At 71.8% G+C, this 26349-nt stretch carries 30 protein-coding genes; 25 read left to right on the plus strand and 5 right to left on the minus strand.

The window, feature by feature from the left end:
* Window positions 1-23 precede the first annotated feature (23 nt).
* A complete protein-coding gene (locus ACSBPG_RS25590) occupies window positions 24-1388 on the plus strand; it encodes a TrpB-like pyridoxal phosphate-dependent enzyme (RefSeq protein ID WP_435540067.1) in 1365 nt (454 codons plus the stop codon).
* Window positions 1389-1406: 18 nt separating this feature from the next.
* On the opposite strand, the gene ACSBPG_RS25595 is transcribed toward ACSBPG_RS25590, so the two are convergent.
* The gene (locus tag ACSBPG_RS25595) at window positions 1407-2603 is read right to left on the minus strand and encodes an MFS transporter (protein WP_435540068.1); all 1197 of its coding nucleotides are present in this window, start codon (window positions 2601-2603) and stop codon (window positions 1407-1409) included.
* Window positions 2604-2791: 188 nt separating this feature from the next.
* On the opposite strand from ACSBPG_RS25595, the gene ACSBPG_RS25600 reads away from it, so the two are divergent.
* On the plus strand, window positions 2792-4036 hold the full coding sequence (locus ACSBPG_RS25600) for a molybdopterin molybdotransferase MoeA (RefSeq protein ID WP_435540069.1): 1245 nt from the start codon (window positions 2792-2794) through the stop codon (window positions 4034-4036).
* 30 nt (window positions 4037-4066) lie between these two features.
* Here ACSBPG_RS25600 and ACSBPG_RS25605 read toward each other — a convergent pair whose 3' ends face one another.
* The 3 genes from ACSBPG_RS25605 to ACSBPG_RS25615 all read right to left on the minus strand — a co-directional run bounded on the left by ACSBPG_RS25605 (window position 4067) and on the right by ACSBPG_RS25615 (window position 5983).
* Window positions 4067-4384 (minus strand): DUF1244 domain-containing protein, encoded by a 318-nt coding sequence (locus tag ACSBPG_RS25605; protein ID WP_435540070.1) that lies wholly within the window; start codon window positions 4382-4384, stop codon window positions 4067-4069.
* Between the two features lie 127 nt (window positions 4385-4511).
* Complete coding sequence (locus tag ACSBPG_RS25610) at window positions 4512-5735, minus strand: DUF2478 domain-containing protein (RefSeq protein ID WP_435540071.1); 1224 nt, start codon at window positions 5733-5735, stop codon at window positions 4512-4514.
* Between the two features lie 20 nt (window positions 5736-5755).
* Entirely contained in the window at window positions 5756-5983 is a 228-nt protein-coding gene (locus ACSBPG_RS25615) for a sulfurtransferase TusA family protein (RefSeq protein ID WP_435540072.1), read from the minus strand.
* A 178-nt stretch (window positions 5984-6161) separates the two neighbouring features.
* Between ACSBPG_RS25615 and ACSBPG_RS25620 the strand changes: the two genes are divergently transcribed.
* Entirely contained in the window at window positions 6162-7160 is a 999-nt protein-coding gene (locus ACSBPG_RS25620) for an SDR family oxidoreductase (protein WP_435540073.1), read from the plus strand.
* 20 nt (window positions 7161-7180) lie between these two features.
* Window positions 7181-7447 carry a hypothetical protein gene (locus ACSBPG_RS25625; protein ID WP_435540074.1) on the plus strand — a complete coding sequence of 89 codons (267 nt, stop codon included), beginning with the start codon at window positions 7181-7183 and terminating at the stop codon, window positions 7445-7447.
* 66 nt (window positions 7448-7513) lie between these two features.
* Here the strand turns inward: ACSBPG_RS25625 and ACSBPG_RS25630 are convergent, their stop codons facing one another.
* Entirely contained in the window at window positions 7514-7678 is a 165-nt protein-coding gene (locus ACSBPG_RS25630; RefSeq protein WP_435540075.1) for a hypothetical protein, read from the minus strand.
* A gap of 437 nt (window positions 7679-8115) precedes the next feature.
* Between ACSBPG_RS25630 and ACSBPG_RS25635 the strand changes: the two genes are divergently transcribed.
* The 21 genes from ACSBPG_RS25635 to ACSBPG_RS25735 all read left to right on the plus strand — a co-directional run bounded on the left by ACSBPG_RS25635 (window position 8116) and on the right by ACSBPG_RS25735 (window position 26165).
* Window positions 8116-9444, plus strand: a complete 1329-nt coding sequence (locus tag ACSBPG_RS25635) for an ABC transporter substrate-binding protein (RefSeq protein ID WP_435540076.1) — start codon at window positions 8116-8118, stop codon at window positions 9442-9444.
* Between the two features lie 64 nt (window positions 9445-9508).
* Window positions 9509-10471, plus strand: coding sequence for a carbohydrate ABC transporter permease (locus ACSBPG_RS25640; RefSeq protein ID WP_435540077.1), 963 nt, complete (start codon window positions 9509-9511; stop codon window positions 10469-10471).
* Window positions 10468-11388 (plus strand): carbohydrate ABC transporter permease, encoded by a 921-nt coding sequence (locus tag ACSBPG_RS25645; protein WP_435540078.1) that lies wholly within the window; start codon window positions 10468-10470, stop codon window positions 11386-11388. The genes ACSBPG_RS25640 and ACSBPG_RS25645 overlap by 4 nt, the downstream gene beginning before the upstream one ends.
* Window positions 11385-11561: a hypothetical protein gene (locus tag ACSBPG_RS25650; RefSeq protein WP_435540079.1), complete on the plus strand. Its 177-nt coding sequence runs from the start codon at window positions 11385-11387 to the stop codon at window positions 11559-11561. Before ACSBPG_RS25645 ends, ACSBPG_RS25650 begins: the two co-directional genes overlap by 4 nt.
* A gap of 8 nt (window positions 11562-11569) precedes the next feature.
* A complete protein-coding gene (locus ACSBPG_RS25655; protein WP_435540080.1) occupies window positions 11570-12703 on the plus strand; it encodes an ABC transporter ATP-binding protein in 1134 nt (377 codons plus the stop codon).
* Window positions 12696-13757 (plus strand): ABC transporter ATP-binding protein, encoded by a 1062-nt coding sequence (locus tag ACSBPG_RS25660; RefSeq protein ID WP_435540081.1) that lies wholly within the window; start codon window positions 12696-12698, stop codon window positions 13755-13757. The genes ACSBPG_RS25655 and ACSBPG_RS25660 overlap by 8 nt, the downstream gene beginning before the upstream one ends.
* A complete protein-coding gene (gene dhaL / locus ACSBPG_RS25665) occupies window positions 13754-14380 on the plus strand; it encodes a dihydroxyacetone kinase subunit DhaL (RefSeq protein WP_435540082.1) in 627 nt (208 codons plus the stop codon). Before ACSBPG_RS25660 ends, dhaL begins: the two co-directional genes overlap by 4 nt.
* Window positions 14377-14769, plus strand: a complete 393-nt coding sequence (gene dhaM / locus ACSBPG_RS25670; RefSeq protein ID WP_435540083.1) for a dihydroxyacetone kinase phosphoryl donor subunit DhaM — start codon at window positions 14377-14379, stop codon at window positions 14767-14769. The genes dhaL and dhaM overlap by 4 nt, the downstream gene beginning before the upstream one ends.
* Before the next feature lie 14 nt (window positions 14770-14783).
* Window positions 14784-15068, plus strand: a complete 285-nt coding sequence (locus ACSBPG_RS25675) for an HPr family phosphocarrier protein (protein ID WP_435540084.1) — start codon at window positions 14784-14786, stop codon at window positions 15066-15068.
* The gene (gene ptsP, locus ACSBPG_RS25680) at window positions 15058-16674 is read left to right on the plus strand and encodes a phosphoenolpyruvate--protein phosphotransferase (RefSeq protein WP_435540085.1); all 1617 of its coding nucleotides are present in this window, start codon (window positions 15058-15060) and stop codon (window positions 16672-16674) included. The genes ACSBPG_RS25675 and ptsP overlap by 11 nt, the downstream gene beginning before the upstream one ends.
* Entirely contained in the window at window positions 16671-17096 is a 426-nt protein-coding gene (locus tag ACSBPG_RS25685) for a hypothetical protein (protein WP_435540086.1), read from the plus strand. Before ptsP ends, ACSBPG_RS25685 begins: the two co-directional genes overlap by 4 nt.
* A 36-nt stretch (window positions 17097-17132) precedes the next feature.
* On the plus strand, window positions 17133-18122 hold the full coding sequence (gene dhaK / locus ACSBPG_RS25690) for a dihydroxyacetone kinase subunit DhaK (protein WP_435540087.1): 990 nt from the start codon (window positions 17133-17135) through the stop codon (window positions 18120-18122).
* Window positions 18123-18361: 239 nt separating this feature from the next.
* Complete coding sequence (locus ACSBPG_RS25695) at window positions 18362-19114, plus strand: ZIP family metal transporter (protein WP_435540088.1); 753 nt, start codon at window positions 18362-18364, stop codon at window positions 19112-19114.
* A 173-nt stretch (window positions 19115-19287) separates the two neighbouring features.
* Complete coding sequence (locus ACSBPG_RS25700) at window positions 19288-19842, plus strand: GNAT family N-acetyltransferase (protein ID WP_435540089.1); 555 nt, start codon at window positions 19288-19290, stop codon at window positions 19840-19842.
* Window positions 19843-20146: 304 nt separating this feature from the next.
* The gene (locus ACSBPG_RS25705) at window positions 20147-21397 is read left to right on the plus strand and encodes a tyrosine-type recombinase/integrase (protein WP_435540090.1); all 1251 of its coding nucleotides are present in this window, start codon (window positions 20147-20149) and stop codon (window positions 21395-21397) included.
* Window positions 21390-21905: a hypothetical protein gene (locus ACSBPG_RS25710; protein ID WP_435540091.1), complete on the plus strand. Its 516-nt coding sequence runs from the start codon at window positions 21390-21392 to the stop codon at window positions 21903-21905. Before ACSBPG_RS25705 ends, ACSBPG_RS25710 begins: the two co-directional genes overlap by 8 nt.
* Before the next feature lie 331 nt (window positions 21906-22236).
* Window positions 22237-22587, plus strand: coding sequence for a winged helix domain-containing protein (locus ACSBPG_RS25715; RefSeq protein WP_435540092.1), 351 nt, complete (start codon window positions 22237-22239; stop codon window positions 22585-22587).
* 218 nt (window positions 22588-22805) lie between these two features.
* Window positions 22806-23669 carry a hypothetical protein gene (locus ACSBPG_RS25720; protein WP_435540093.1) on the plus strand — a complete coding sequence of 288 codons (864 nt, stop codon included), beginning with the start codon at window positions 22806-22808 and terminating at the stop codon, window positions 23667-23669.
* Entirely contained in the window at window positions 23666-24916 is a 1251-nt protein-coding gene (locus ACSBPG_RS25725) for a glycosyltransferase family 9 protein (protein WP_435540094.1), read from the plus strand. The genes ACSBPG_RS25720 and ACSBPG_RS25725 overlap by 4 nt, the downstream gene beginning before the upstream one ends.
* A 98-nt stretch (window positions 24917-25014) precedes the next feature.
* Entirely contained in the window at window positions 25015-25350 is a 336-nt protein-coding gene (locus ACSBPG_RS25730; RefSeq protein ID WP_435540095.1) for a hypothetical protein, read from the plus strand.
* Window positions 25351-25643: 293 nt separating this feature from the next.
* Complete coding sequence (locus tag ACSBPG_RS25735; RefSeq protein WP_435540096.1) at window positions 25644-26165, plus strand: hypothetical protein; 522 nt, start codon at window positions 25644-25646, stop codon at window positions 26163-26165.
* Window positions 26166-26349: the final 184 nt, after the last annotated feature.

Below are 26349 nucleotides of genomic sequence, written 5' to 3' on the forward strand. Positions count from 1 at the left end.
GACGGCCCGTCGGGAGGACCCGCATGACCGAAAGCACGAAGTACGTGCTCGGCGAGGACCGGATGCCGAAGGCCTGGTACAACCTGGCCGCCGACCTGCCGGTGCCGCTGCCGCCGCCGCTCCATCCCGCCACCGGCAAGCCGATCGGCCCGGACGACCTGGCGCCGATCTTCCCGATGGCGGTCATCGCCCAGGAGGTCTCGGGCGAGCGCTGGATCGACATCCCCGAACCGGTGCGCGACGTCTACCGCCTGTGGCGGCCGAGCCCGCTGGTGCGCGCGCGGCGCCTGGAGAAGGCCCTCGACACGCCGGCACGGATCTACTTCAAGTACGAAGGCGTCAGCCCGGCCGGCAGCCACAAGCCCAACACCTCGGTCCCCCAGGCCTTCTACAACAAGGAGGAGGGCGTCCGCCGCCTGACCACCGAGACGGGGGCCGGGCAATGGGGCTCGTCGCTGGCCTTCGCCGGCTCGCTGTTCGGGTTGGAGGTCGAGGTCTTCATGGTGAAGATCAGCTTCCACCAGAAGCCCTACCGTCGCGCCCTGATGGAGACCTACGGCGCCACCTGCATCGCCAGCCCCTCCGAGCTGACGGCGGCCGGCCGCGCCATCCTGGCGAAGAGCCCGGACTCCACGGGCTCGCTGGGCATCGCCATCTCCGAGGCGGTGGAGCGGGCCGTGCAGCGCGACGACACCAAGTACGCCCTGGGCAGCGTCCTCAACCACGTCCTGCTGCACCAGACCGTGATCGGCGAGGAGGCGATGGAGCAGATGGCGATGGCCGGCGACGAGCCCGACGTCGTCATCGGCTGCACCGGCGGCGGCTCCAACTTCGCCGGGCTCGCCTTCCCCTACCTGCGCGAGAAGCTGCGGGGCCGGGCGGTGCGGGTGGTGGCGGTCGAGCCGGCATCCTGCCCGACCCTGACCAAGGGGACCTACGCCTACGATTACGGCGACACCGGCCACCTGACGCCGCTGGTGAAGATGCACACGCTGGGCTCCACCTTCATCCCGCCGGGCTTCCACGCCGGCGGCCTGCGCTACCACGGCATGGCGCCGATGGTGAGCCACGTGAAGGAGCTGGGCCTGATCGAGGCCCGCGCCTACCCGCAGACCACCTGCTTCGAGGCGGCGGTGCGGTTCGCCCGCACCGAGGGCATCGTGCCGGCGCCGGAGGCCTCGCACGCGGTGCGCGCCGCCATCGACGAGGCGCTGCGCTGCAAGGCGGAGGGCCGGGCGGAGACGATCCTGTTCAACCTGTCCGGCCACGGCCACTTCGACATGCAGGCCTACACCGACCACTTCGCCGGCAAGCTGCAGGACGTGCCCTACGACGAGGCGGCGCTGCAGGCCGCCATGGCCGACCTTCCCGAGGTCGCGCCGGCGTGAGGCGCTTCCGCGCCCGCCTCAACCGATGCGGGCGCGGAAGCCGGCCGCCAGCGCCAGGAGCAGCAGCCCCACCCCGGCGAACAGGGCGGGGAAGCCGGCGGCCTCGACGACGTGGCCGGCCAGCGTGACGCCGGCCGCCTGGCCGAGGAACAGGCAGCTCGCGAACAGCGACACGGCGATGCCGCGGGCGTGGGGCGCCATCTGCGTCGCGTGGGTCTGCAAGGTGTTGTGGAAGAGGTAGAAGCCGGTGCCGCAGGCGGCGATGCCGGGCACCAGCGTCCACCACGCCGGCACCAGGGCGAACAGGCCGTAGCCCGCCGCCAGCAGCAGCCCGCCGGCCAGCACCATGCCGGACTGGCCGAGGCGGGCGAGGATGCGGTCGGCCGACAGGGTGTAGGCGAGCGCCCCCAGCCCGAAGGTGGTCAGGATGAGGCCGATGGTGGCGTAGTCGAAGCCGTAGTCGAGCCGCAGGAAGGCGCCGAGATAGGAGAAGCCGCCGAAGAACAGCATCCCTTCGGCGAACACCGTCGCCAGCACGCGGCGCACCGCGGCCGAGCGGAACAGGCCGCGGTAGGCGGAGACCAGCCCGGCGACGCCGGTGCGGTGATGGGTCTCGACGACGCGCGGCGACCGCCACTCGAGGTACAGAAGGCCGGCGATGACGAGGTAGGCGGCGGCGAACAGCGCGAAGACGCCGCGCCAGCCGACGAACTCGCCGAGGATGCCGCCCAGCGACTGGCCGGCGATGATGCCGAGGATCTGGCCGGAGATGAAGCGGGCGAGCACCGGCTGGCGCCGCTCGTAGGGCACGTGGTCGCCGATGTAGGCCATGGACAGCGGGATCAGCGCCGCCGCGGTGGCGCCGCCGGCCAGCCGCAGCAGGCCGAGGGTCGCCAGATCGCCGGCCCACGCCGCCGCCAGGGTGGCGAAGGCGCCGAGGAAGGTGGCGACGGTGATGGTGCCGTACTTGCCGAAGCGGTCGCCGACCGGCCCGTAGACGATCTGGCAGAGGCCGTAGGCGAGCGTGTAGGCGGTCGCCACCACCGAGGCGTCGGCGACGCTCGCCCCGAACTCCTCCGCCACCTGGGGCAGCAGCGGGTCGGCGACGCGCAACGTCGTCGCCGAGGCGAAGGCGGCGCAGGCCAGCAGGACCAGCGGGCGCGCCGACAGGGTCGGGGCGGCGGAGGCGGGGACGGCGGGGGAGGCGTCGGGCATGCGGGCACCGCGGGAGGACGGACCGGAGAAACCTAGCGGCGCCCTCGGTCGGCGCCAACAACCGCATGGCTGCCCCGCAATCCGCGGCGCGTCCGCCGGCGGCTGCGACGTCATCGCGGTTGCCAAGGCCGGTCCGGATGGCGACGATGGGCCGCCGCGCCGGGTGCGGCCGATGGAGGACGAAGAGGATGGACTGCGACACCCCGACGGGCTCAGGCCCGCTGCCGCTCGACGACGCGCTGGCCCGCATCGCCGCGACCTACGGGCCGGTGACGGCGGTCGAGCCCCAGCCGCTGGGCCGCTGCATCGGCCGCGTCCTGGCCGAGCCGGTGGTCGCCGAGGGCGACGTGCCGCCGGCCGCCGTCTCCGCCGTCGACGGCTACGGTTATGCCGCGCCGCCCGCGGGTGAGCGGGAGCCGCTGCGGCTGCCCGTGGTCGGCCGCGTGCCGGCCGGCTCGGTGTTCCACGGCGCGGTCGAGCCGGGGGCGGCGGTGCGCATCTTCACCGGCGCGCCGGTGCCGGCCGGCGTCGACACCGTCGCCATGCAGGAGGACTGCACGGCCGAGGACGGCGTCGTCGTCGTCGCCACGCCGCCCGAGCCCGGCGCCAACGTCCGCCCCGCCGGCGAGGACATGCGGGCGGGGGCGGTGGTGCTGACTCCGGGCCGCCGCCTGCGCGCCCAGGAGGTGGGGCTCGCCGCCGCCGTCGGCCGCTCCTCGCTGATGGTGCGCCGGCGCCTGCGGGTGGTGCTGTTCTCAACCGGCGACGAGCTGCGCGAGCCGGGAACCGCCAAGCCGGCCGGCGCCATCTACGACGCCAACCGCTACACCGTGGGCGCCCAGCTCGCCACCCTGGGGGTGGAGCTGGAGGACCTCGGCATCCTGCCCGACCGTGCCGAGGCGGTGCGCAGCGCGCTGGCGTCGGCGGCGGAACGCGCCGACCTCGTCATCACCTCGGGCGGTGTCTCGGTCGGCGAGGAGGATCACGTCAAGGGCGCGGTCGACGCGCTGGGCGGCATCGATCTGTGGCGGCTCGCCATCAAGCCGGGCAAGCCGCTGGCGATCGGCCGGCTGGGCAAGGCCGTCTTCCTCGGCCTGCCGGGCAACCCGGTGTCGGCGATGGTGACCTTCATGCTGGTCGGCCGGCCGCTGGTCCTGCGCCTGGCCGGGGCGGAGACGACGCCGGTGGCGCGCTGCCTGGTGGTCGCCGGCTTCGAGCATCGCCGCAAGCCGGGCCGCCGCGAATTCCTGCGCGCCCGCCTGGAGACGAGCCCGGACGGCCTGCCGGTGGCCCGCAAGTTCGCCAACGACAGCTCCGGCGTGCTGACCTCGATGGTGGAGGCGGACGGGCTGGTCGACATGCCCGCCGAGGCGAGCGCCATCCGCCAGGGCGACATGGTGGCGTTCCTGCCCTTCACCGGGCTGTTCGGATGAGGGGCCGCACCGGCCCCTCACCACGCGCCGTCAGGTGTGGCCGCTGATCACCGCGTGCAGCGGCTTGGTCTCCTCGAAGCGCTGCTGCTGCTCGGGGCTCGCCTCGCGCTGGTGCAGGGTCTTCCACTCGGCGTAGGGCATGCCGTAGACGGCGGTGCGCGCCTCCTCGTCGGTCAGCGGCACGCCGCGCTCCTTGGCGGCCGCCAGATACCATTTGGACAGGCAGTTGCGGCAGAAGCCGGCGAGGTTCATCAGGTCGATGTTCTGCACGTCGGTGCGCTTCTGCAGGTGCGCCACCAGGCCGCGGAAGGCGGCGGCCTCCAGCTCCGTGCGGGTCTTCTCGTCCATGTCTCGTCCCTTTCCTTCGGTTCTGGAGTTTCGTGCGCTCCATAGGAAACGCACGAAACTCCGTGACTTTGCTTGACCGGCGGATTCACGCTTCAGATCGATTCCGATTCCACGCGATCCGCTCTTGTCAGCGGTGGCGGGTGACGAAGCGGCCGTGCACGTGGAACTGCTTGGACGATCCGCCCGCCAGGATGACCCGGCCGATGTCGCCGGATTCCGTGGCGACGAAGCCGGACAGGGTGTGGATGCCGTAGTCGAACAGCCGGTCCGTCATCGGCGTGCCCGGCCCCACCAGCGCCACCGGCACGCCCCGCGCCGCCGCCAGCAGGCGCGGCAGGGTGCGGTTGGCCAGGGTGGAGGCGGTCACGGCGGCTCCGGCGGCTCCCGGCAGCAGCCATTCCGAGGCGGCCTCCGGGTACTGGTCCGGCGTCGGCTCCATCTCGATCACCTGGGCGCGGGGCAGGCGCTCGCGGATCTGCGGGAAGCCGCCGACGACGACGACCGGGCCGTCGCATGCGGCGAAGAGGTCGAGGCCGTTGGTCGCCTCCCCCTCCAGGTCGGCGCGGTTGTAGTGAGCGTTGACCGCGGCGAGGCCGACCGCCGTCTCCAGCGGATCCCAGGAGCGCGCCGCCTGCGCTGCCAGCGCCTTCAGGCTGGCGCCGGCCCAGCGCTCGGGCGGCGGCTCGGCCGTGGCGGCGGCGGGGCGGGCGGTCAGGCCGACGCGCCCGTCGGTGGTCTCCAGCAGCAGCCATTTGGGGCCGACGACGACCCCCGCCACCTCGGCGTCCTCGACGCCCAGCACCAGGTCCTCGTAGAGGCGGTGCGGCCCCCACCAGCGCCACAGCGATTCGGCCTGGGGCGACAGCAGGTCGCCGTAGCCGCCGGTGGCGGCGTGCCATTCGTTGAGGAAGCGGCTGCCGACGCTGGTGAGCACCGGGATGCCCTCGGCCATCGCGGCGAGGATCTCCTGGGCGAGGCCGCCGCCCTCCGCCTCCAGCCCGCCGAACTTGTTGACGAGGATCAGGTCGGCGTGCTCCGCCACGGCGCGGCGCACGGCCTGGCTGGCGTCGGCCACCCCGGCGGGATCGACGCGGCAGGAGGTGGAGCCGCGCCCCAGATCCTGGGAGATGCCGAAGGTGCGCTCGTCGGCGACGTCGACCAGTTCCATCTGGTCGGCGCAGTGCGCGCCGCCGCCGAAGTTGCGCTGGATCACCCCGCCGACCCGGAAGCCGCGGCGCTTCAGGGTGAAGGCGAAGTCCTCCAGCAGCGCGTCGACGTCGCGCGAACCGGGGCCGTGGACCACCGCGGCCGGGCGCAGCGGCGGCGGGGTGACGGGGCGCAGCGTGCTCATGGACTGGGACCTCGGAGTTCTCAGACGCCGCGGCGGATGTGGTAGACGAACACCTCGTCGCGCGTCTCGTGCGCCACCAGCTCGTTCGCGGTCGTGTTGCAGAAGTGCTTGAAGTCGATGACGGAGGCGGGATCGGTGGCGTACACGATCACCTCCTCGCCGGCCGCCATCGTGTCGAGGAGCGTGCGCGTCCGCAGGATCGGCAGCGGACAGTAGAGGCCCCGTACGTCAAGCTCTCGCGCAGCCAAGCCGGTGCTCCCATCCCCAAAGGTGTCGGTTCGGCGGCGATGTTAACGCCAATCTCCCGGCCGATCCAAGGGTCCGGGCGGCCCGGGCGAGCGAAAACGGGGGAGGGGGTGCCCTTTGCCGCGCCCGCGCTGTTGAAGCCCGGGAGGAACCCGAGCCAGAGAGGGGGGACGGCAGGCCATGGCCAAGCGCGTTGTCGACAAGGTGGTGGTGGTGACCGGCGCGTCCAGCGGCATCGGCTGCGCGACCGCGGTCGAGTTCGCCCGGCGCGGCGCCGCCGTGGTGCTGGCGGCGCGGCGCGACGAGGCCCTGCACGCGGTGGCCGACGCCTGCCTGGAGGCGGGCGGCCGCGCCATGGTGGTGCCGACCGACGTCACCGACCCGGCGCAGGTGGAGCATCTCGCCCGCCGCGCCATCGACGCCTTCGGCGGCATCGACGTCTGGGTGAACAACGCCGGCGTCATGGCGCTGGGCCGCTTCGAGGACGTTCCGGGCGACGTGTTCGACCGCGTCGTCGCCACCAACTTCCTCGGCACCGTGCATGGCTGCCGCGCCGTGCTGCCGCACTTCCTGGAGCGCGGCGAGGGCGTCATCGTCAACAACGCCTCGACGGTCTCCACCGTCGGCCAGCGCTACGCCACCGCCTACGTCGCCTCGAAGTTCGCGGTGCGCGGCTTCTCCGAGACCCTGCGGCAGGAGCTGGTGGACGAGCCCGGCATCCATGTCTGCACCGTCATGCCCGGCACCATCGACACGCCGCTGTGGCAGCACGCCGCCAACTACACCGGCCGCGCGGTCCGCCCGCCGGGGCCGGTGACGGCGCCGGAAGCGGTGGCGGACGCCATCGCCGATCTCGCCGAGCGGCCCCGCCGCGAGATGTTCGTCGGCGGCCCCGGCCGGGCGGCGGAGATCCAGCAGGCGATGGCGCCGGGCGTCAGCGAATGGGCGCTCGCCCGCTTTTACGAGCGCGGCATGTTCGAGAACCGGCCCGCGCCGCGGACCGACGGCGCCGTCCGGCGCCCCATGGCGGAGTTCCACGAGGCGAGCGGCGGCTGGGCCGAGCCGGCGCCGCCGGCACGGGCGCGGCGCTTCTCCTGGGCCAACCTCGCCCTGTTCCTGCTGCCCATCGGCCTGATGAGCCGACTGCCCATGGGGCTGGGCGGCCGTCACGCCTGGTGAGCGGGGAAGGAGAGCGGAGGATGGGGCTGTTCGGCCGCAAGGCCAGGATGCCGAAGCCGGTGCCCGGCCTGCACAAGGACGCGGCGACGCCGATCGGCACGATCTGGAGCGTCGTCGAGCCCGAGAAGGACGGCCTCGCCGACGGCGACCTGCTCGACGCCGACCGGCTCCTCGGGGTCGGCGACATCATCAACGTGCGCAGCCGCCCAGGCGGCGCCAAGCGCTTCGCCCTGCGCGTCACCGGCCGCGACGACGACGTGGTGCACACCGAACGGGTGCGGCACTGAATCGAACCCTCCGCCGGCCGCCGGCGACCGCATCGCGGTTCGCCGGCGGCCGGGGCGGGCGCGGGGTCACGCCCCGCCGATGCCCTCGTTGAAGCGTTCCCCCGTCTTGGGATCGATGTCCTCGCCGGTCCCCGGGGTGCCCGGCTTGGCCTCGTCGCGCTTGGTCATCGCCGGCTCGTCCTTGCGCACGTCCTTCCACGTCTCGCCTTTGGGCTTGCGGTCCTCGGCCATGATCTCCTCCGTATCGCGGTCCTCGCTGCCCCGGTAACAGCCGCGGCCGGCGATGGTCACACCGGACGGTGTTCGTTCGAGGCGAGGCGGCGCCGCGTGAACACTAAACAGTAGAACGCGCAACAAACATTTTGCCGGAGCGCGCTCGCCGGGGCGGGAGGGTGCCGGGCAATCCGTTGCCACACCGGCCGCACCCGCTCGTCCCAACCGCCTTTCCGCTGCGGAGTGGCCTTCGCCCGAACGGGAATCATGCCGTCGCCATCGCGCGGACGCCAGGGCGCCCGCCGCGGGTCGGAACAGGACGGTCGCCATGCTGATTGTTTCTCGCCTTGACAAGTCCTGTGTTTAGTGGAATCGTCGACACTAATCAAATCACTAAACATCAGCGGGATCGGCCGGCACGGCGCCGGGCCGCCCGTTCGTTGGGGAGGACAACCATGGGCAAGGCGGTGACGTGGATGTGCGGAGCGGCGGCGCTGGCGCTGGCGGCGGGTGCGGCCCAGCCGGCGATGGCGCAGTCGAAGGAGCTGACCCTGTGCTGGGCGGCGTGGGACCCGGCCAACGCGCTGGTCGAGCTGTCGAAGGATTTTACGTCCCAGACGGGCATCGGCATGAAGTTCGAGTTCGTGCCGTGGACCAGCTACGCCGACCGCTTCCTCAACGAGCTGAATTCCAAGGGCAAGCTGTGCGACCTGATCATCGGCGACAGCCAGTGGATCGGCGGCTCGGCGGAGAACGGCCACTACGTGAAGCTCAACGACTTCTTCGCGCGTGAAGGCATCTCCATGGATGACTTCATGCCGGCGACGGTGACGGGCTATTCCGAGTGGCCGAAGAACACGCCCAACTACTGGGCCCTGCCGGCCATGGGCGACGCCATCGGCTGGACCTACCGCAAGGACTGGTTCTCGCGCCCGGAGATCCGCGCCGCCTTCAAGGAGAAGCACGGCCGCGAGCTGGCGCCGCCGAAGACCTGGGACGAGCTGAAGGAGGTCGCCGCCTTCTTCCAGGGCCGCGAGATCGACGGCAAGAAGGTCTACGGCGCCTACATCTACACCGAGCGCGGCTCCGAAGGGATCACCATGGGCGTGACCAACGCCCTCTACGCCTTCGGCTTCAAGTACGAGGACCCGAAGAAGCCCTATTCCATGGAAGGCTTCGTCAATTCGCCCGACGCGGTGAAGGGGCTGGAGTTCTACAAGTCGCTGTACGACTGCTGCACCGCCCCCGGCATGACCAACGCCTACATGCAGGAGGGGCTGGACGCCTTCAAGTCGGGCCAGGTGGCGATGCAGATGAACTTCTTCGCCTTCTTCCCCGGGCTCTACAAGGACCCCGACGTCGGCGGCGAGCGGATCGGCTTCTTCGTCAACCCGATGCAGAAGGAGAAGGGGACCCAGCTCGGCGGGCAGGGCATCTCGGTCGTCGCCTATTCCGACCACCGCGACGACGCCTTGAAGTACATCAAGTGGTTCGCCCAGCCGGACGTGCAGAAGAAATGGTGGTCGCTCGGCGGCTACTCCTGCCACAAGGCGGTGCTGAGCGATCCGGACTTCCCCAAGAGCGCGCCGTTCGCCGCCGACTTCCTGGAGTCGATGGGGATGGTCAAGGATTTCTGGGCGGAGCCGTCCTACGCCTCGCTGCTCCTCGACATGCAGAAGCGCATGCACGACTACGTCGTCGCCGGCCGCGGCACGGCGCAGGAGGCGCTCGACCTGCTGATCAAGGACTGGACCGTGGTGTTCGAGGACGACGGCAAGCTGTGACCGAGCCCGCCCCCGGCGCGCCGCCGGGGGCGTCCTTCCGCTTCCCCGACCAACCGGGACGGCCATGACCGAGCTCTCCACCCTCCACACGCTGGCCGAGCGGGCCGGCGCGGCGACGCCGCCCGCGCTGGCGGCGCGGGTGCGCGGCCTGTCCGACCGCGCCGTCGCCTGGCTGTTCATCGCGCCGACGATCCTGCTGCTGCTGGCGATCAACGTGTTCCCGCTGATCTGGACGGTGCGCCTGTCCTTCACCAACTACCGCGCCAACCGGCCGGACGCGCCGCTGCGCTGGCTGGGGCTCGACAACTACACGCGCATCCTGTCCGACGTCGACGTCTGGTACGCCATGCAGGCGACCGCGCACTTCGTCGTCTGGTCGATCACCTTGCAGGTGCTGCTGGGCTTCGGGCTGGCGCTGCTGATCAACGCGCGCTTCCGCGGCCACGGCTTCTGGACCACGGTGATCCTGCTGCCGATGATGCTGTCGCCGGCCGTCGTCGGCAATTTCTGGACCTTCCTGTTCCAGCCGCAGACCGGCCTCTTCAACTACGCCGTCGCCTTCGTCAGCGGGGTCGACCCCAGCTCCTTCCAGATGATCGGCGACGTGCACCTCGCCCCCTGGGCGATCGTGCTGGTCGACACCTGGATGTGGACGCCGTACGTCATGCTGATCTGCCTGGCCGGCCTGCGCTCCATCCCCGAGGACATCTACGAGGCGGCCGAGGTCGACCGCGCCGGCCCGTTGCGGCGCTTCTGGTCGATCACCCTGCCGATGGTGCTGCCCTTCCTGATGCTGGCGGTGCTGTTCCGCGGCATCGAGAACTTCCGCATGTTCGACATGGTCAACCTGCTGACCTCCGGCGGCCCCGGCTCGACCACCGAGCTCGCCTCCATCACCTTGAAGCGCGAGGCCTTCGAGAAGTGGCGCACCGGCTACTCCTCGGCCTTCGCCGTCATCCTCTTCGTCACGGTGTTCGGCCTCGCCAACATCTACGTCAAGGCCCTCAACGCGGTGAGGCAGCGATGAACGGCGTCTGGCCCAAGCGCCTCGCCGCGGTCCTGGTGATCGGCTACGCCGTGCTCACCGTGGTGCCGCTCCTGTGGATCGTCCAGACCGGCTTCAAGACGCCGTCCGACGCCATCGCCTATCCGCCCAAGATCGTCGCCGAGCCGTCGCTGGAGGGCTACGTCAACCTGTTCACCACCCGCTCGCGCCAGACCGCGGAGTACATCGCCGGCCTGCCGCCGCCCGACGGCTGGGTGGAGCGGCTGGTCCGCTCGCGCAACATGGTGATCGCCGGCCCGTCCAAGGTGGGCGAGCGGTTCGCCAACTCGCTGATCGTCGGCTTCGGCTCGACCTTCCTGGCGGTGTTCCTCGGCACGCTCGCCGCCTACGGCTTCTCCCGCTTCAAGGTGCCGCTGAAGGACGACCTGATGTTCTTCATCCTGTCGACCCGCATGATGCCGCCGATCGCCGTCGCCATCCCGATCTACCTGATGTACCGCGAGCTCGGCCTGACCGACACCCACGTCGGCATGATCCTCCTCTACACCGCGGTCAACGTGTCGCTGGCGGTGTGGCTCCTGAAGGGCTTCATCGACGAGATCCCGCGCGAGTACGAGGAGGCGGCGCTGATCGACGGCTATTCGCGCCTCGCCGCCTTCCGCAAGGTGGTGCTGCCCCAGGCCGCCACCGGCATCGCCGCCACCGCCATCTTCTGCCTGATCTTCGCCTGGAACGAATACGCCTTCGCGGTGCTGCTGACCTCGGGCGAGGCGCAGACCATGCCGCCCTTCATCCCCTTCATCATCGGCGAGGGCGGCCAGGACTGGCCGGCGGTGGCCGCCGCCACCACCCTGTTCCTGGTGCCGATCGTCGTCTTCACCGTGCTGCTGCGCAAGCACCTGCTGCGCGGCATCACCTTCGGCGCGGTGCGGCGATGAGCTGGCCCCGCGCGCTGCGCCGCGGCCCGTGCGAAGCCGCCGCCATGGCGGTGATCGGGCTGGGGGCGTTCATGCTGATGCAGCCGTTCTCGCTGGCCCTCTACGGCTGGTCGTTCGCGGTGATCCTCGCCGGCACCGTCGGCTTCCTCGTCGTCAGCCATTTCCCGGAGTGAGCGAGCCCATGGCCGAGATCCGGATCGAGAACGTGCGCAAGGAGTTCGGCGCCTTCGTCGCCGTCCAGGGCTCGACCCTGACCATCGACGACGGCACGTTCTTCGTCATGCTGGGGCCGTCGGGCTGCGGCAAGACGACGACGCTGAGGATGATCGCCGGGCTGGAGCTGCCGACGTCGGGGCGCATCCTGCTGGGCGGCGAGGACGTCACCGGACGCCGCGCCGCCGCCCGCGACATCGCCTTCGTCTTCCAGCTCTACGCCCTCTATCCCCACATGAACGTGCGGCGCAACATCGCCTTCCCGCTGGTCTGCCAGGGGGTGGCGCGCGGCGAGATCCGGCGGCGGGTGGAGGAGACGGCGCGCCTCCTGCGCATCGACCACCTGCTGGACCGCCCGGTCTCCGGGCTGGCCGGCGGCGACCGCCAGCGGGTCGCGCTGGGCCGCGCCATCGTCCGCCAGCCCAAGGCCTTCCTGATGGACGAGCCGCTGGGCGCGCTGGACAGCGAGTTCCGCCACCTCATGTGCGGCGAGCTGCGCGACCTGCACGACCGGCTGGGCGCCACCACCGTCTACGTCACCCACGACCAGATGGAGGCCATGTCGATGGCCGACCGCATCGCCGTGATGAACCACGGCGTCGTCGAGCAGGTCGGGCCGCCCCAGGAGATCTACGACCGGCCGGCGACGCTCTACGTCGCCGACTTCCTGGGCTCGCCGCCGATGAACTTCCTGCGCTTCGAGGGCGCGGTGCGCCGCGGCGACCGCCAGGTGGCGGTGAACGGCGCCGCCGTGGCGGTGCCGGAGGTGCACGAGGACCGCCCGCCCGGCCGCCTGGTGCTCGGCGTGCGGCCGGAGCACGTGCGCCTCGACGATGCCGCCGCCCTGCGCGGCCGCGTGCTGGGGGTGGAGTACATGGGCACCACCCAGATCGTCACCGTCGAGACCGCCCACGGCACCGTCAAGGCGCGCATCCCGTCGAGCCGGACGGTGCGCGACGGCGAGACGGTGGGGCTGGCGCTGCGCGCCGAGAGCCTCGTCCTGTTCGACGGCGACGGCGATGGCGGCCGCGCCCTGCGCAGCGCCCTCTACGACGACCCCCGGCCCGGCCGCGAACCGCTCGGCGAGGTGCGCCATGGCTGAGGTGACCCTGAGCGGCGTGAGCAAGCGCTACGGCGCCGTCACCGCGCTGGACGACCTGACCCTGACGGTGGGCGACGGCGAGCTGGTGGTGCTGCTGGGGCCCACCGGCGCCGGCAAGACCACGGCGCTGCGCCTGGTGGCCGGGCTGGAGCGGCCGGACGCCGGGCAGGTCGCCATCGGCGGCCGGGCGATGACGGAGGTGCCGCCGGCCGGCCGCGACGTCGCCTTCGTCTTCCAGCAGTTCTCGCTCTACCCGCACCTCAGCGTCTACGACAACCTGGCCTTCCCCCTGCGCGCGCCGCTGCGGCGCGAGCCGGAGGCCGCCATCCGCGCCCGCGTCGAGGAGATCGCCCGGCTGCTGCGCATCGACCACAAGCTCGCCAACCGGGCGACCCGGCTGTCGGGCGGCGAGATGCAGCGGGTCGCCATCGGCCGCGCCCTGGTGCGCCGCCCCGCCGTCTACCTCATGGACGAGCCGCTGTCGGCGCTCGACGCCAAGCTGCGCTCCGAGCTGCGGCTGGAGCTGAAGCGGATCAAAAGCGAGCTGGGGGCGACCATCCTCTACGTCACCCACGACCAGGTGGAGGCGATGACCCTGGCGACCCGGATCGGCGTCCTCGACCGCGGCCGGCTGGTCCAGGTCGGCACGCCCCGCGAGGTGTTCGAGCGGCCGTGCAGCGTCCACGTCGCCGCCCGCCTCGGCATCCCGGCCATCAACCTGATCCCGGCGGGGCTGCTGCCGGCTCCCGCGGCGCCGCCCGGCACCCGCACCATCGGCGCCCGCACCGAGCACCTGCGCCTCGGCGCCGCCGGGCCGCACGCCCGGCCGGCGCTGGTCCACCGGGTCGAGCACCTGGGCGACCAGAGCCACCTGCACCTGGAGGTCGGCGGCCACACCCTGGTGGTGCTGGCCGACCCGCACGCCCCCTTGCGGGCCGGCGACCGGGTCGCGGTGGAGCTGGCCGATCCCGTATACTTCGACGCCGAAGGCCGTCGCATCGACGGCGAGGCGGCGCTGCCGGCCGCTGCAACCATGGGGAGGGCCCGGCCATGACGGCCGACACGACGAGCGACGCCGCCGCCCTGGCGCGCCTGATCCGCACCGTCGCCGAGACGGTGATCGCCCACGCCGACGAGCTGACGGCGCTCGACCAGGCGATCGGCGACGGCGACCACGGGCTGAACATGAAGCGCGGCTTCGAGGCGGTGCTGGAGTCGGTCGACGAGCTCGCCGCCAAGCCGCTGCCCGAGGCCCTGGCCGGCGTCGGCAAGGCGCTGGTGATGCGGGTCGGCGGCGCCTCGGGGCCGCTCTACGGCACGCTGTTCCTCACCCTGGGCAAGACCCTGCCGGCGGCGCCCACGGCGGAGGACGCGGTGCGGGCCTTCGCCGCGGCGGTCGATGCGGTCAAGGCGCGCGGCAAGTCGGACGCCGGGCAGAAGACGATGCTCGACGTCCTGGTGCCGGTCCTGGATGATCTGCGCCGCGGCGGCCCCGGGCTGCCGGGCCGGCTGGCCGCGGCGGCGCACGCCGCGGCCGAGGCGACGGTGCCGATGCGGGCGGTGCGCGGCCGCGCCTCCTTCCTGGGGGAGCGCAGCGTCGGCCACATGGACCCCGGCGCGCGGTCGTCGGCGCTGATGGTGGACGCGGTTGTCGGATGGTTGGAGGAGCGGGCGTGAGCAGCAACGTAGGCATCGTCATCGTGTCCCATTCGCCGGACGTGGCGCGGGGCACCGCCGACATGGTGCGCCAGATGGTCGGCGACGAGGTGCCGCTGGCCTGGTGCGGCGGCAACCCGGACGGCGGGCTCGGCACCAGCGTGCCGGCGATCCTCGACGCCATCGAGCGGGCGTGGTCGGAGAAGGGCGTGGCCGTGCTGGTCGACCTCGGCGGCGCCGAGACCAACAGCGAGATGGCGATCGAGATGCTGCCCGCCGACCGGCAGGGGCGGGTGATGCTGTGCAACGCCCCGATCGTCGAGGGCGCGGTGATGGCGGGAACCGAAGCGTCGGCGGGGTCGAGCCTGGACGAGGTCCGGCGCACCGCCGAGGAATTGAGGCCGGCGTGAAGGCGGACGCACCCATGAACGGACAGGCCCACGGCGCGATCCTGATGCGCCACGAGGTCGGGCTGCACGCCCGTCCCTCGGTCAAGCTGACCAAGCTGGCCAAGAGCTTCCGCAGCCGGATCGACCTCGGCCTGTCGGCCGAGGGCCCGTGGATCGACGCCAAGAGCATCGTCAAGGTGATGGCGGCCAAGGCGCCCAAGGACACGGTGCTGCACTTCCGCGCCGAGGGCGAGGACGCCGACGCCGCGGTGTCGGCGCTGGTCGGGCTGGTGGAGCGGGATTTCGACGATGGCGCGTGAGACCGGCGCGGACGAGGGCATGCGGCGCTTCCACGGCCGGCCGGCGGCGCCCGGTCTGGTCTCCGGCCGCCTGCACCGGATCGCCGAGGCCGCCGCCAGCGGGCGCCGCGCCGGCCCGCAGGCCGAGGAGGACGCGGCCCTGCGCGCCGCCATGGCGGCGGCGGCCGAGGAACTGGCGGTCCTTGCCGGCGGCGCCGGGGACGACGAGGCGGAGGCCATGCTGGCCTTCCAGATCGCGCTCTTGGAGGACGAGGCGCTGACCGAGGCGGCGTTCGCCGCCGTCGCCGCCGGCGTCCCCGCCGAAACGGCCTTCCGCGACGCGCTGGACGCGCAGATCGCCGATTACGCCGCCGCCGAGGACGCCTATTTCCGCGGTCGCGCCGCCGACCTCGTGGACCTGCGCGACCGCGTGCTGCGGCGGCTGACCGGCGCCGAGGACGAGGCGCTGCCGGGCGACGCCGTCCTCATCGGCCACGACCTGCCGCCGTCCCGATTCCTCGCCGTCGCCTGGGCCGGCGGCGGGCTGGTCCTCGGCCGCGGCAGCACCACCAGCCATGTGGCGATCCTCGCCCGCGCCCGCGGCGTGCCGCTGGTGGTCGGCCTCGCCACCGACGGGCTGGAGGACGGCGCGCCGGCCCTGCTCGACGGCGAGGAGGGCACCCTGGTGGTGCGGCCGGACACGGAGGCCGTCGCGGCCTTCGCCGAGGCGCAGGCGCGCCGCGCCGCGCGCCGGGCGGCCGAGGCGGTCCATCTCGACTGCCCGGCCGCCACCGCCGACGGGGAGCCGGTGCGGGTCCTGATCAACGTCGGCGACCCCGGCGAGCTGGCGGCGGTCGACCCCGCCCACGTCGACGGCGTCGGGCTGGTGCGCACCGAGTTCCTGTTCCACGGCCGCGACCGCCTGCCCGACGAGGAGGAGCAGCTCGCCGCCTACCGCCGCATCCTCGCCTGGGCGGACGGCCGGCCGGTGACCATCCGCACGCTCGACGCCGGCGGCGACAAGCCGATCCCCGGCCTGACCCGGCCCGGCGAGAGCAACCCCTTCCTCGGCGTGCGCGGCGTGCGGCTGTCGCTGCGCCGGCCGGAGGTGTTCGCGGTGCAGCTCCGGGCGCTCGCCCGCGCCGCCGCCGAGGGCCCGCTGAAGGTGATGGTGCCGATGGTGGCGCTGCCGGCGGAGATGGCGCGCTGCCGCGCCCTGCTGGAGGCGGCGCTGGCCGAGCTGGCCGCCGCCGGCGTGCCGGCGGCGCGGCCGCCGCTCGGCATGATGGTGGAGGTGCCGGCGGCGGCGCTGTCGGTCGCCGCCTTCGCCGCCGACTTCTTCTCGGTCGGCAGCAACGACCTGATCCAGTACACCATGGCGGCCAGCCGCGACGAGCCGGAGCTGGCCGAGCTGGCCGAACCGGCGCCGGCGGTGCTGGAGCTGATCGCCCGCGTCGCCGCCCACGGCGCCGCCACCGGCCGCGAGGTCAGTCTGTGCGGCGACCTCGCCGGCGAGCCGCGCCACGTGCCGGCCCTGCTGGCGGCGGGCTTGCGCAGCCTGTCCATGGCGCCGCCCGCGGTCGCCGCGGTCAAGGCGGCGGTCGCCGGCTGGAGGGCGGTGCGGTGAGCGAGCCCCGCAAGACCGCGGCCGTGCCGGCCGACCCGCCGCTGGTGGTCTACAAGCGCATCCTGCAGCAGGTGCTGAACCTGCGCCCGTCCGGCACGCGCCAGCGGCTGGCCGAGGCGATCGGCAAGAACCGCAGCTTCGTCTCGCAGATGGCCAATCCGGCGCACGCCACGCCGGTGCCGGCGCAGCACCTGGAGCAGATCTTCGAGATCTGCCACTTCGCCCCGGCCGAGCGCGACGCCTTCCTCGCCGCCTACCGCCGCGCCCATCCGCGGCGCCTGCAGCTCCTGCACGGCCACCACCGCACCCGCCGGGTCGCCGTGGAGGTGCCCGACCTCGGCGACGAGGCGCGCAACCGCACGCTGGACGCCATCGTCGCCGAGTTCGCCGCCAGGGTCGCCCAGCTCCTGCACGAGCCCTGATCCGACAAGAACCGCAGCCCCCGGGGAGGAAGGTCCATGAAGAAGCTGATCAACGGCGTCGACACCGTGCTGAGCGAGAGCCTCGCCGGCTTCTGCGCCGCCCACGCCGACATCGTCGCCGCCGACCCCGAGGGGCGCTTCGTGCGCCGCGCCGCGCCGGTGCCCGGCAAGGTGGCGCTGATCTCCGGCGGCGGCTCGGGCCACGAGCCGCTGCACGCGGGCTTCGTCGGCCGCGGCATGCTCGACGCCGCCTGCCCGGGGCAGGTCTTCACCTCGCCCACGCCCGACCAGATGGTGGCCGCCGCCGAGGCGGTGGAGAGCGGCGCCGGGGTGCTGTTCATCGTCAAGAACTACGAAGGCGACGTGATGAACTTCGACATGGCGCGGGAGCTGCTGGAGTGTCCCGTCGCCACGGTGCTCACCAACGACGACGTGGCGGTGGAGGTCTCGAGCTTCTCCACCGGCCGGCGCGGCGTCGCCGGCACCCTGGTCGTCGAGCGGATCGTCGGCGCCGCCGCCGAGGAGGGCAGGGACCTGGCGGCGCTCCAGGCGCTGGGCGAGCGGGTCAACGGCCGCACCCGCAGCATGGGCGTGGCGCTGACGAGCTGCACCGTGCCGGCCGCCGGGAAGCCCACCTTCACGTTGGGCGAGGGCGAGATGGAGATGGGGGTGGGCATTCACGGCGAGCCCGGCCGCCGCCGCGTGCCGCTGGCGAGCGCCGACGCCATCGCCGACGAGATGGTGGGCGCGGTGCTGGGCGACCTCGCCGACCAGGCCGCGGGCGACGCCCTGCTGCTGGTCAACGGCTTCGGCGGCACCCCGCTGATGGAGCTCTACCTGATGTACGACGCCGTGCGCCGCCGCCTGGAGGGCAGCGGCGTGACGATCGCCCGCTCGCTGGTCGGCAACTACGTGACCTCGCTGGAGATGGCGGGCTGCTCGGTGACCCTGTCCATGCTGGACGGCGAGGCGCTGCGCCTGTGGGACGCGCCGCTCCACACCGCGGCCCTGCGCTGGGGGGTGTAGGGTCGGGCGCTCGCCTCCCGCCGCGGAGTGGGGGGAGGCCGGGAGGGGGGACCGACGCGAGCACGTGACGCTGGCGGTGGCCGGACACGCCCACGGCGGTCGTTACGCTGCCGGAATATTGCCGATTCACGGGTGGGCGCGGGGGAAACCACCTCTATTCTCCCTTCCCCTCCGATGCGCCGCAAGGGCCGTGGCCGGCGCTGCGCATATCGTTTCGCCGTTGCAATGAGGGAGGCGCCGTGCCCTTGTCGATTCAGGCCGGGCTGTGGGGGCTGCTCGGCGGTTCGGCCCTGCTCCTGGGGGCGGCCGTCGGCTATCTCGCCCGGATTCCCCGGCGCGTCATCGCCGCCATCATGGCGTTCGGCAGCGGCGTGCTGATCTCCGCCCTGTCGTTCGAGCTGATGGAGGAGGCGATGGACCGCGGCGGCTTCGCCGCGACCGCCGTCGGCTTCCTCGGCGGCGCGCTGGTCTACACGGTCGCCAACGTCGTCGTCTCGCGCTGCGGCGCCAAGCACCGCAAGCGGTCCGGCGGGCAGCAGCCGTCCGACGGCGGCAGCGGGATGGCGATCGCCATCGGCGCCCTGCTCGACGGCATCCCCGAGTCCATCGTCATCGGCGTCAGCCTGATCGGCGGCGGCGCCGTCAGCCTCGTCGCGGTGATCGCCGTCTTCCTGTCGAACGTGCCGGAAGGCCTGTCCAGCGCCGCCGGGATGAAGCGGGCCGGGCGGTCGGCCGCCTACGTGTTCGGCCTGTGGGGCGGCATCGCCGCGGTCTCGGGCATCGCCGCCTCGGCCGGCTATGTGGTCTTCGCCGGTCTCGGCGACGCGGTGGTGGCGGCCACCCAGGCCGTCGCCGCCGGCGCCATCCTCGCCATGATCGCCGACACCATGATCCCCGAGGCGTTCGCGGAGACCCACGACTTCGCCGGCTTCATCACCGTCGCCGGTTTCCTCGCGGCGTTCGCCCTGTCCAACCTGGGCGGCGGCGCTTGAGGCGCCGGTCGCACGGCGATGCGCCGGGCCTATTCGGCGGCGGCCGCGACGGGCGCGCGCTCCCCCTCGATCCAGGCCAGCAGGCGTTTCTCCACCCGGATGAGGAGCAGGCTGGCCGGGTCTCGCAGGCTGTCCCATGCACATCATTGACCGCCTTTCGAAGAGGATCGGATATGCAGATCATTGAAACCGAGCGCCTGATCCTGAGGCCCTTCCGGGAGGGAGATGCAGCGGACCTCTTCGCTTATCTGCGCGCGCCCACCGCCCCCTGCTTTCTCTCGCTCAAGCTCGCAGACCTGGCTGAGGCGGAGATCGAGGTCAAAAAACGCGCCCTCGACGAGGGCAGCGTGGCGATATGTCTGAAACAAACCGGTCAGGTCATCGGCGATCTGTTCGGCGGCGCCGGAGAGGATGAGGAAGACGAAACCACCTCGGTCGGCTGGAACCTCAACCCGCAGTTCGGTGGCCAGGGATATGCGTTCGAAGCCGCAAGAGCCCTGCTCGATCATCTTTTCCGGGCAAAGGGCTTTCGCCGGATTTATGCCTATGCCGAAGACCACAACAAACCCTCGCAGCGCCTCTGCGAAAAGCTGGGCATGCGCCTGGAAGGCATGTTCGTCGAGTTCGTATCGTTCACCACTGACGACGCGGGCAATCCGATCTACGAAAACACCATGCAATACGCCATCCTGCGCCGCGAGTGGATGTCTCGCGTTCCAGCAATTTGACAACCGCCGGGCATGAGCGGCGCGCAGGCGCCGGGACGTCGGGCTATGGCGTATAAGCGGCGCTGCTCGGCAGGGTGCGTATGCTACTTGGTGGTGATGCGGCAGTCGGCGGCCATATCGCACCATAGAGGGCAATCGACGGGGTTTGGCGGATGGGGTGTCGGACGAAACGGTGTTCGCCGACGCTCGGTGTCGCCCGCCAACTACCTGACAAGTATGCCCTTTGCGTAATGGCTGCGCTCGCGCTTGTTCGCTATCGTGCGTCCCTAGCCGCCACCGAATGTGGGGTGAAATGGGGGGTGGGATGGCGAAGAAGCGAGGGGTGCCGCACCCCGAGAAGGCGCTGACGGCGGTGGCTGTCCGAAACGCCAAGCCGGGGTGGCACGCGGATGGGCACGGCCTGTACCTCGAAGTCGATGAGACGGGCGCGCGGCGGTGGGTGCAACGGCTGATCGTTCAGGGCCGGCGGCGGGATATCGGGCTGGGATCGGCGTCGCTGGTGTCGCTGGCGGAGGCGCGCGAGACGGCTCTCGCCAACCGGCGTCTCGCCCGCAGCGGGGGTGACCCGCTGGCCGCGCGCCGGCGGGAGAAGGCGAGGGCGGCCTTGCCGACATTCGAGGTTGCGGCTCGATCGTGCCACGAAGAACATGAGAAGAGCTGGAAGCCAAAGCACGCAGCCCAGTGGATTTCGACTCTGGAGGCTCATGCTTTTTCTGTGCTCGGGGCGATGCGCGTGGACCAGATCGGAACACCGGAGGTTCACCGTGCGCTGGCACCAATCTGGATCGAGAAGGCCGTGACGGCGCGGCGCGTCCTTCAGCGCATCAGCATGGTGTTGGACTGGGCCGCAGCGAAGGGTTTCTGCGACGGAGAGAACCCGGCGCGCGGGGTGACCAAAGGTCTGCCGAAGCAGCGCGCGACAGCGGAGCACTTCGCCGCTCTGCCCTGGCAAGAGGTGCCGGCATTCCTCGCCACGCTGCGGGAAACCGAGAAGGCCGGCCCCGCGACCAAGCTACTTTTCGAGTGGATCATTTTGACTGCCGCGCGGTCAGGCGAGGCACGCGGTGCACGGTGGTCGGAGGTCGACCTCGCCGCGAAGACCTGGACCGTGCCGGCGACTCGAATGAAGGCCGGGAAGACCCACGTCGTTCCGCTCTCGCCCCAGGCGGTTGTTGTGCTGGAACAGGCCCAAAAGCTGCGCACCGACGACACCGCCAGTGCCCTGGTCTTCCCAAGCGCCAAAGGTGGCCGGCAGATCTCGGATATGACGCTGACCATGCTGCTGCGGCGCATGGAGGTTTCCGCGACCGTGCACGGGTTCAGAAGTTCGTTTCGCGACTGGGCGGCGGAGTCGACCAACTTTCCCCGCGAGGTGGCGGAAGCGCAGCTTGCCCACGCGGTCGAGAATAGGGTGGAGGCAGCGTACCGCCGCTCTGACCTCCTGGTGAAGCGGCGCCGTATGGTCGACGCATGGGGCAATTTCTGTACCCGCCCAGGCGGAAAGGTGGTCCCAATCTCCCGGCCCGCCGCAGCTACGGGGCAGGGCCGTGGCTGATACCCCCGACAGCGGTATCGCCGCCTTCCGCGACTGGCCCCCGCCCTCCGAAGCGGATGTGCTGATCCGCGACATTGTCGCCGCGGCAGGCGTCTCGAGGCGGGGTGAGGCGCCGGCGGAGATGCGTACTCGATTGGTGGCGCTTCTCCGGATAGTCCAGACCTTCGTGGAGTCCCGCACTGACGAGGTCATCCATCAGGGGCCCGAGCAGGATGTCGTGGTGCGGTCGGCGTCGGCGGAACTTTTGCGACGACTGATCAACTCGCTGGAGGACCTGAAGCACGGGGTTCGAGACCCACTACTTGAGCGGTCACCGTCCCATGGTCGCCCGCGACTTCGGGCTGATGAGCGGGAGCGGATGTTGTCCGCGCTCGCCGCATTCAGTGCCCTGCGCGAACAAGGCGTCGCCAGTCGCCCCGAGCGAATCCGTCGGATCGCGAAAGCGATGGGCGTCGATCCGCAAACGGTCCGGAGCTGGGTCAACAACGCCCGTAGCCGAAATCGATAGACCGGGGTTTTTGGTTGCGGCCGTTAACCACCTCTGGTGTGCGTAGTCATTCGCACACGAGGAAAACATGGATACGGATCTACTCGGCGCGTTCAGCGTTGGGGCCTTTTGCGCGGTCTACGGAATCGGCCGCACAAAATTCTACGATGAGGTGCGCAACGGACGCCTAACACCCGTCAAGCTCGGCCGGAAGACCCTCGTCCCGAGGGGTGAGGCACGGCGCTGGCAGGCCTCATTGCCGGCCGCGACGTCAACCGCGGCGCACCGGTAGAGCAACCCTCCCCACAGGCGCGTCGTGAGACGCCCCGTCCCTGCTGATGGAGCTTCCACCATGAGTTTTACCTCTCCAGCGCCCTCCCAAGAGGGCGCCGCGGCGCCGCGCGACAACGGCGCCGTGCGCGTGACGCTCTACGAGGGCGGCGAGGCGTACCGGCTGGTGCTGCACGGCCAGCTCGGGGCCGTGCTCGTCGCCCTGATCGAGCTGGGGCCGGCCGGGCTGTCACCGCAGGAGGCGCTACGGCGCCGGCTCGGAATGCGCCTGGCCTCAAACGTGCACAAGCTCCGCCGCCTCGGTGTGAACGTCACCACCGAGCGCGAGCCGCATGACGGCGGAACCCATGCTCGGTACGTCCTGGCGAGCGTCGTGGCGCTCGACCTGCTCGACCGCGGGCAGCCGACATGAGGGCCGCTGTCGCGGCTCGGATAACACCAGCGAACGCCGCGTGTGTCCCCGATCCATCCGCGATTGAGAAGGGTACGTTTTCGTGGCGTTCCGCGGCGAAAACGGGCAGAAATTTCCTTTCTTCCCAGCGGGTTACGGACACCAGTCCCAACGTTGTCCGGCTTGATCGCTCCATATACAGTGCGCCACTTCATCGCGGTGGTGCCCGCCCGCGCCGGGTGTCCGAGGCGCTGACCGAGCGCGAGGCGCAGATGCTGCGCGCCGCCTTCGGCCACGCCGCCGCCATCGGCAAGCCGCTGAGCCACTGGGTCAGCATCTCGTGGTGGCTGGTGCCCGGCGAGGGCGACCCGGCCCAGCGGTTCGACGCCTTCCGGCGGCGGCTGTTGCCGCAGCTTCGCCGCTGGGCCGCGAAGGCGGGCCAGGACCCCCGCAGCGTCTCGCTGGTCTACGCTGGGGTCCACGAGGCCCCCGGTGGCCGGAGCCACACTCACGTCGGCGTCCACCTCCAGCCGGGCATTCTGCCGACCGGCCGCGGCGTCGTGGTCAGGACCCTCCGCCGGCTCGCCTTCGGCAAGGGCAGGCACGCCGCCGCGTCCCTCGCCTTCGGCCCCTGCGACGCCGGCGTGCTCACCTACATGACCAAGGGTCTGCCCGCCGACCAGCACGAGCGCCACGGAGTCCGGCCGGACTGGTCCGCGGGCCAGGGCGTCGTCGCCGGTAAGCGCATCGCCATCAGCACGGCCACGCTGGGCCAAGCCGCCCGCGCCAGAGCGGATGTCACGCCCGGCGCACCCGACGCACTGTGCCCCACCGCCACCGCACCGGCCGCATCTCCCAGCGTCCCGCCTGCCGCTGCCTGCCCGTGGCGCCTCGGCTACAGCCGGATCCACCCCGGCGTCATTGCCGCCGTCCCTCGCTCGCCGGCACCGGCGAAACCACCGTCTCCCGCCGCGCCGCAGGCCCCGACGACGGTGCCAACCGATCTGGCAGGCGACGGCCGGCTCGATGTGTGGGTGTCCGGTCCCCCGCCTGGGCCAGCGAGTTCACCGCCGCTCGCCGCTCCACCGAGAGATAGACCATGACCACGACGCCCAACCTCGCCCAGCGTCTCGCCGACATCGCCGCGTCCTTCGCCGCCGAGGCCGCGGCGCGCACCGCTGCCGCTGGCCTTCCCGTCGACCCCGACGTCGACCGCCGCCGGCGCGCCGCCGCCCGGCTGTCGCGGCTGGCCACCGCTCACGTTGGGATGGGCCGGCCTGATGACGCCCTCGACCTCTACGCCGCCGCGGCGCGGCTGGACCCCACCCACGTCGGCGCCCTCGCTGGCATCGCCCGCGCCGGGCACCAGGCGGGGCGCCCCGACATTGCGGAGGCCGCCGAGGACGCGCTGGTTGCCATGGCACTTGAGCACCCGACCGCCGGCGTGATGGTGCCCATCATCGCGAAGTTCGGGCGCGATGTGCCCGCTGCGCTACACCAGCTCGCGGCCCTGACCTACGCCGCCGGCCCGCCGATCGACGGACAACAGCTCTACGCTGGCGAGCCGCTCGACGGCGCCACGGTCGGCGTGGACTTGGCCTGCTGTGGCTATGGCGACGCCCTCATGCTGGCCCGCTACATCCCGCTCCTCGCCCGCGTGGGTGCCCAGGCCGTCGTCGCGGCGTGGGAGCCGTTGCACCCGTTGCTGCGGTTCATGCCCGGCGTCGCCGACGTCGTGAGCCCCGGCGTGGCGCTGCCCGGCACCATCATGCCCGTCAGCGTTCTCGCGCTTGCCGCCGGCGAGGCAGCGACTGCCCCCTACATCCGCACGCCGCCCGACCGCGTGCGACCGCCCTTCGCGCGGGACCGGCTGCACGTGGGCGTGGTGTGGGCGTGCGGCGACGGGCATTCCTTCCCCGAGCGGAGCGCATACCTCGCCGACCTCCGAGGACTTGCCGGCCTGGACGAGGTGCAGTGGCACGCCCTGCAGCTCGGCAGCGCCCGCCGCCAACTCGCCGTCCCGCCGCCGGGCATGGCTATTGTCGACCACGGGGACGAGCTGCACGACTTCGTGGACACCGCGGCCATCATCGACCGGCTGGACCTGGTGGTCACGGTCGACACCACAGCCGCCCACCTCGCCGGCGCGATGGGCCGGCCGGTGTGGGTGCTGCTGTCCTGCTACGCCGATCCGCGGTGGGGCACCGTCAGCACCTCGACGCCCTGGTATCCGACGGCGCGTCTGTTCCGCCAGCCGTCACCCAACAACTGGGGCGCTGCCGTCGCCGAGGTGAGGGACGCGCTCGTTGGGCTCCTCGGTCGGCAGCAAGGTCGGGAGCATCCACGGTGACCACGAGGACGGCTCCGAAACAGCCCCCCTGTACCCTCGGCACCAGGGCGATATCCGGGACGTTGTTGGGACAGCACTTGCAAACGAGGAGAGTGGTGATGGGCGCAGCCGCCGGCCTCTGGCCGAACCTGATGGGCTTGGACGGGAGGCTGTCATGGCCAGGGCTGCCGCCGGCTATCCGTGCCCGGCTCGAGGCGGAGCGCGCCGACTTGGCCGCCAGCATCCTTGCCACCCCCGCAATGGACGATGCCGATCGCCTGGTGCAGATGAGCACGCTGGTCCGCGCCGCCGCGGCGGAGGCGCCCCCCGACAGCGAGTTCATCCGCCTCTTCGCGCTGTGGCGCGTGGCCAACGTCCCCGCCCCGCCGCCGGCACCTACCCGCCGCCGGAGATCAGCCAGCAGCCGCAAGAAGCGCCCCAGCCGCGCCGGGTAGCGCGGGGCACCCCTCCGCCCCACAGCGTCCTTGCGGGCCCGCGTGGACGATGGGTGGGCCGCGACGCCAGATGCACAGGGCGAAACGCCCTCCCCCGCTCAAACGTCCACCGTGCCACGGTCCCGTTTCGCGACCCTGGTCGATGATGTGGCCGCCGCGCCGGGTAGGACAAGCCTGCCATTCAGCGCCAGCGACCAGTGCGCGTCCAGGCGCGTTCTCCACGGAGGGCGCCCGCTCCCCCCGCCGGAACGCCACCAGCCCACCAGTGCCGCGTCGGCGGCCAGGAGATGACCATGCCCGTTCTGCCCGACCCGCGTCATGAGAAGTTCGCACAGCTCCTGGCGAGCGGCCTATCGACGGTTGATGCCTACGCCGCCGCCGGCTTCCAGCGGCATACTTCCAATGCTGCCCGGCTGATCGCGAACGATAGGGTTCGAGCGCGCGTCGTCGAACTTTTGGAGAAAACCGCGGCCGAGTCCATCGCGACCGAAACCGCCAAGCAGCGCGTCATCCGCCTCGCCTACGAGAAATTGGCGCAGGCGCTGCCAAGTATCCCGATCACCTCCGCTGCCGACGCCCGCGCGCTGGCGGACATCGCGCTCAACCTCGACAAGGACCGCCGCGTCGAGGACGGCGGCGTCTCCGATCGCCAGGGCGGCGAGAAGTCGGGCAAGCTGGCCGAGGAGCTGGAGGCGGTCCGAGAGTGGCTGCGCGCCGCCAAGGACGCCATGCGCGCGGCACCGACTGCCGAGTCGGAGCTGGCGGCAGAGGTGGACGAGGACGCGCCATCGCTGGCGGCGCCGATCCGTCACTGACCGTACCCCCAACCAGCGTCAGTGATGTTCGAACCTGAGCGGGGGACCCACTGACCAAGCGGTACCCCCGGCCCCCACCGGCACCCCCGATTTTCAGCGGGGGGCCCTGTCAGGCGACACGTCAAACTGCCCCCCTGGCGCCACGAGGATCTGCCCCCCTTGAGAGAAGGGGAATTGAGGGATG

It is taken from the genome of Azospirillum sp. ST 5-10 (assembly GCF_051225715.1).
In the GTDB taxonomy this organism is placed as follows: Bacteria; Pseudomonadota; Alphaproteobacteria; order Azospirillales; family Azospirillaceae; genus Azospirillum.

Coding starts and splice junctions, on each gene's coding strand:
- dhaK (WP_435540087.1), top strand. CDS start 17,133: ATGAAGAAGCTGATCAACGGCGTCGACACCGTGCTGAGCGAGAGCCTC.
- ACSBPG_RS25725 (WP_435540094.1), top strand. CDS start 23,666: ATGACCACGACGCCCAACCTCGCCCAGCGTCTCGCCGACATCGCCGCG.
- ACSBPG_RS25595 (WP_435540068.1), bottom strand. CDS start 2,603: ATGCCCGACGCCTCCCCCGCCGTCCCCGCCTCCGCCGCCCCGACCCTG.
- ACSBPG_RS25610 (WP_435540071.1), bottom strand. CDS start 5,735: ATGAGCACGCTGCGCCCCGTCACCCCGCCGCCGCTGCGCCCGGCCGCG.
- ACSBPG_RS25675 (WP_435540084.1), top strand. CDS start 14,784: ATGAACGGACAGGCCCACGGCGCGATCCTGATGCGCCACGAGGTCGGG.
- ACSBPG_RS25655 (WP_435540080.1), top strand. CDS start 11,570: ATGGCCGAGATCCGGATCGAGAACGTGCGCAAGGAGTTCGGCGCCTTC.
- ptsP (WP_435540085.1), top strand. CDS start 15,058: ATGGCGCGTGAGACCGGCGCGGACGAGGGCATGCGGCGCTTCCACGGC.
- ACSBPG_RS25630 (WP_435540075.1), bottom strand. CDS start 7,678: ATGGCCGAGGACCGCAAGCCCAAAGGCGAGACGTGGAAGGACGTGCGC.
- ACSBPG_RS25590 (WP_435540067.1), top strand. CDS start 24: ATGACCGAAAGCACGAAGTACGTGCTCGGCGAGGACCGGATGCCGAAG.
- ACSBPG_RS25715 (WP_435540092.1), top strand. CDS start 22,237: ATGAGTTTTACCTCTCCAGCGCCCTCCCAAGAGGGCGCCGCGGCGCCG.
- ACSBPG_RS25620 (WP_435540073.1), top strand. CDS start 6,162: ATGGCCAAGCGCGTTGTCGACAAGGTGGTGGTGGTGACCGGCGCGTCC.
- ACSBPG_RS25635 (WP_435540076.1), top strand. CDS start 8,116: ATGGGCAAGGCGGTGACGTGGATGTGCGGAGCGGCGGCGCTGGCGCTG.
- ACSBPG_RS25640 (WP_435540077.1), top strand. CDS start 9,509: ATGACCGAGCTCTCCACCCTCCACACGCTGGCCGAGCGGGCCGGCGCG.
- ACSBPG_RS25700 (WP_435540089.1), top strand. CDS start 19,288: ATGCAGATCATTGAAACCGAGCGCCTGATCCTGAGGCCCTTCCGGGAG.
- dhaL (WP_435540082.1), top strand. CDS start 13,754: ATGACGGCCGACACGACGAGCGACGCCGCCGCCCTGGCGCGCCTGATC.
- ACSBPG_RS25730 (WP_435540095.1), top strand. CDS start 25,015: ATGGGCGCAGCCGCCGGCCTCTGGCCGAACCTGATGGGCTTGGACGGG.
- ACSBPG_RS25605 (WP_435540070.1), bottom strand. CDS start 4,384: ATGGACGAGAAGACCCGCACGGAGCTGGAGGCCGCCGCCTTCCGCGGC.
- ACSBPG_RS25705 (WP_435540090.1), top strand. CDS start 20,147: ATGGCGAAGAAGCGAGGGGTGCCGCACCCCGAGAAGGCGCTGACGGCG.
- ACSBPG_RS25600 (WP_435540069.1), top strand. CDS start 2,792: ATGGACTGCGACACCCCGACGGGCTCAGGCCCGCTGCCGCTCGACGAC.
- ACSBPG_RS25660 (WP_435540081.1), top strand. CDS start 12,696: ATGGCTGAGGTGACCCTGAGCGGCGTGAGCAAGCGCTACGGCGCCGTC.
- ACSBPG_RS25650 (WP_435540079.1), top strand. CDS start 11,385: ATGAGCTGGCCCCGCGCGCTGCGCCGCGGCCCGTGCGAAGCCGCCGCC.
- ACSBPG_RS25735 (WP_435540096.1), top strand. CDS start 25,644: ATGCCCGTTCTGCCCGACCCGCGTCATGAGAAGTTCGCACAGCTCCTG.
- ACSBPG_RS25645 (WP_435540078.1), top strand. CDS start 10,468: ATGAACGGCGTCTGGCCCAAGCGCCTCGCCGCGGTCCTGGTGATCGGC.
- ACSBPG_RS25625 (WP_435540074.1), top strand. CDS start 7,181: ATGGGGCTGTTCGGCCGCAAGGCCAGGATGCCGAAGCCGGTGCCCGGC.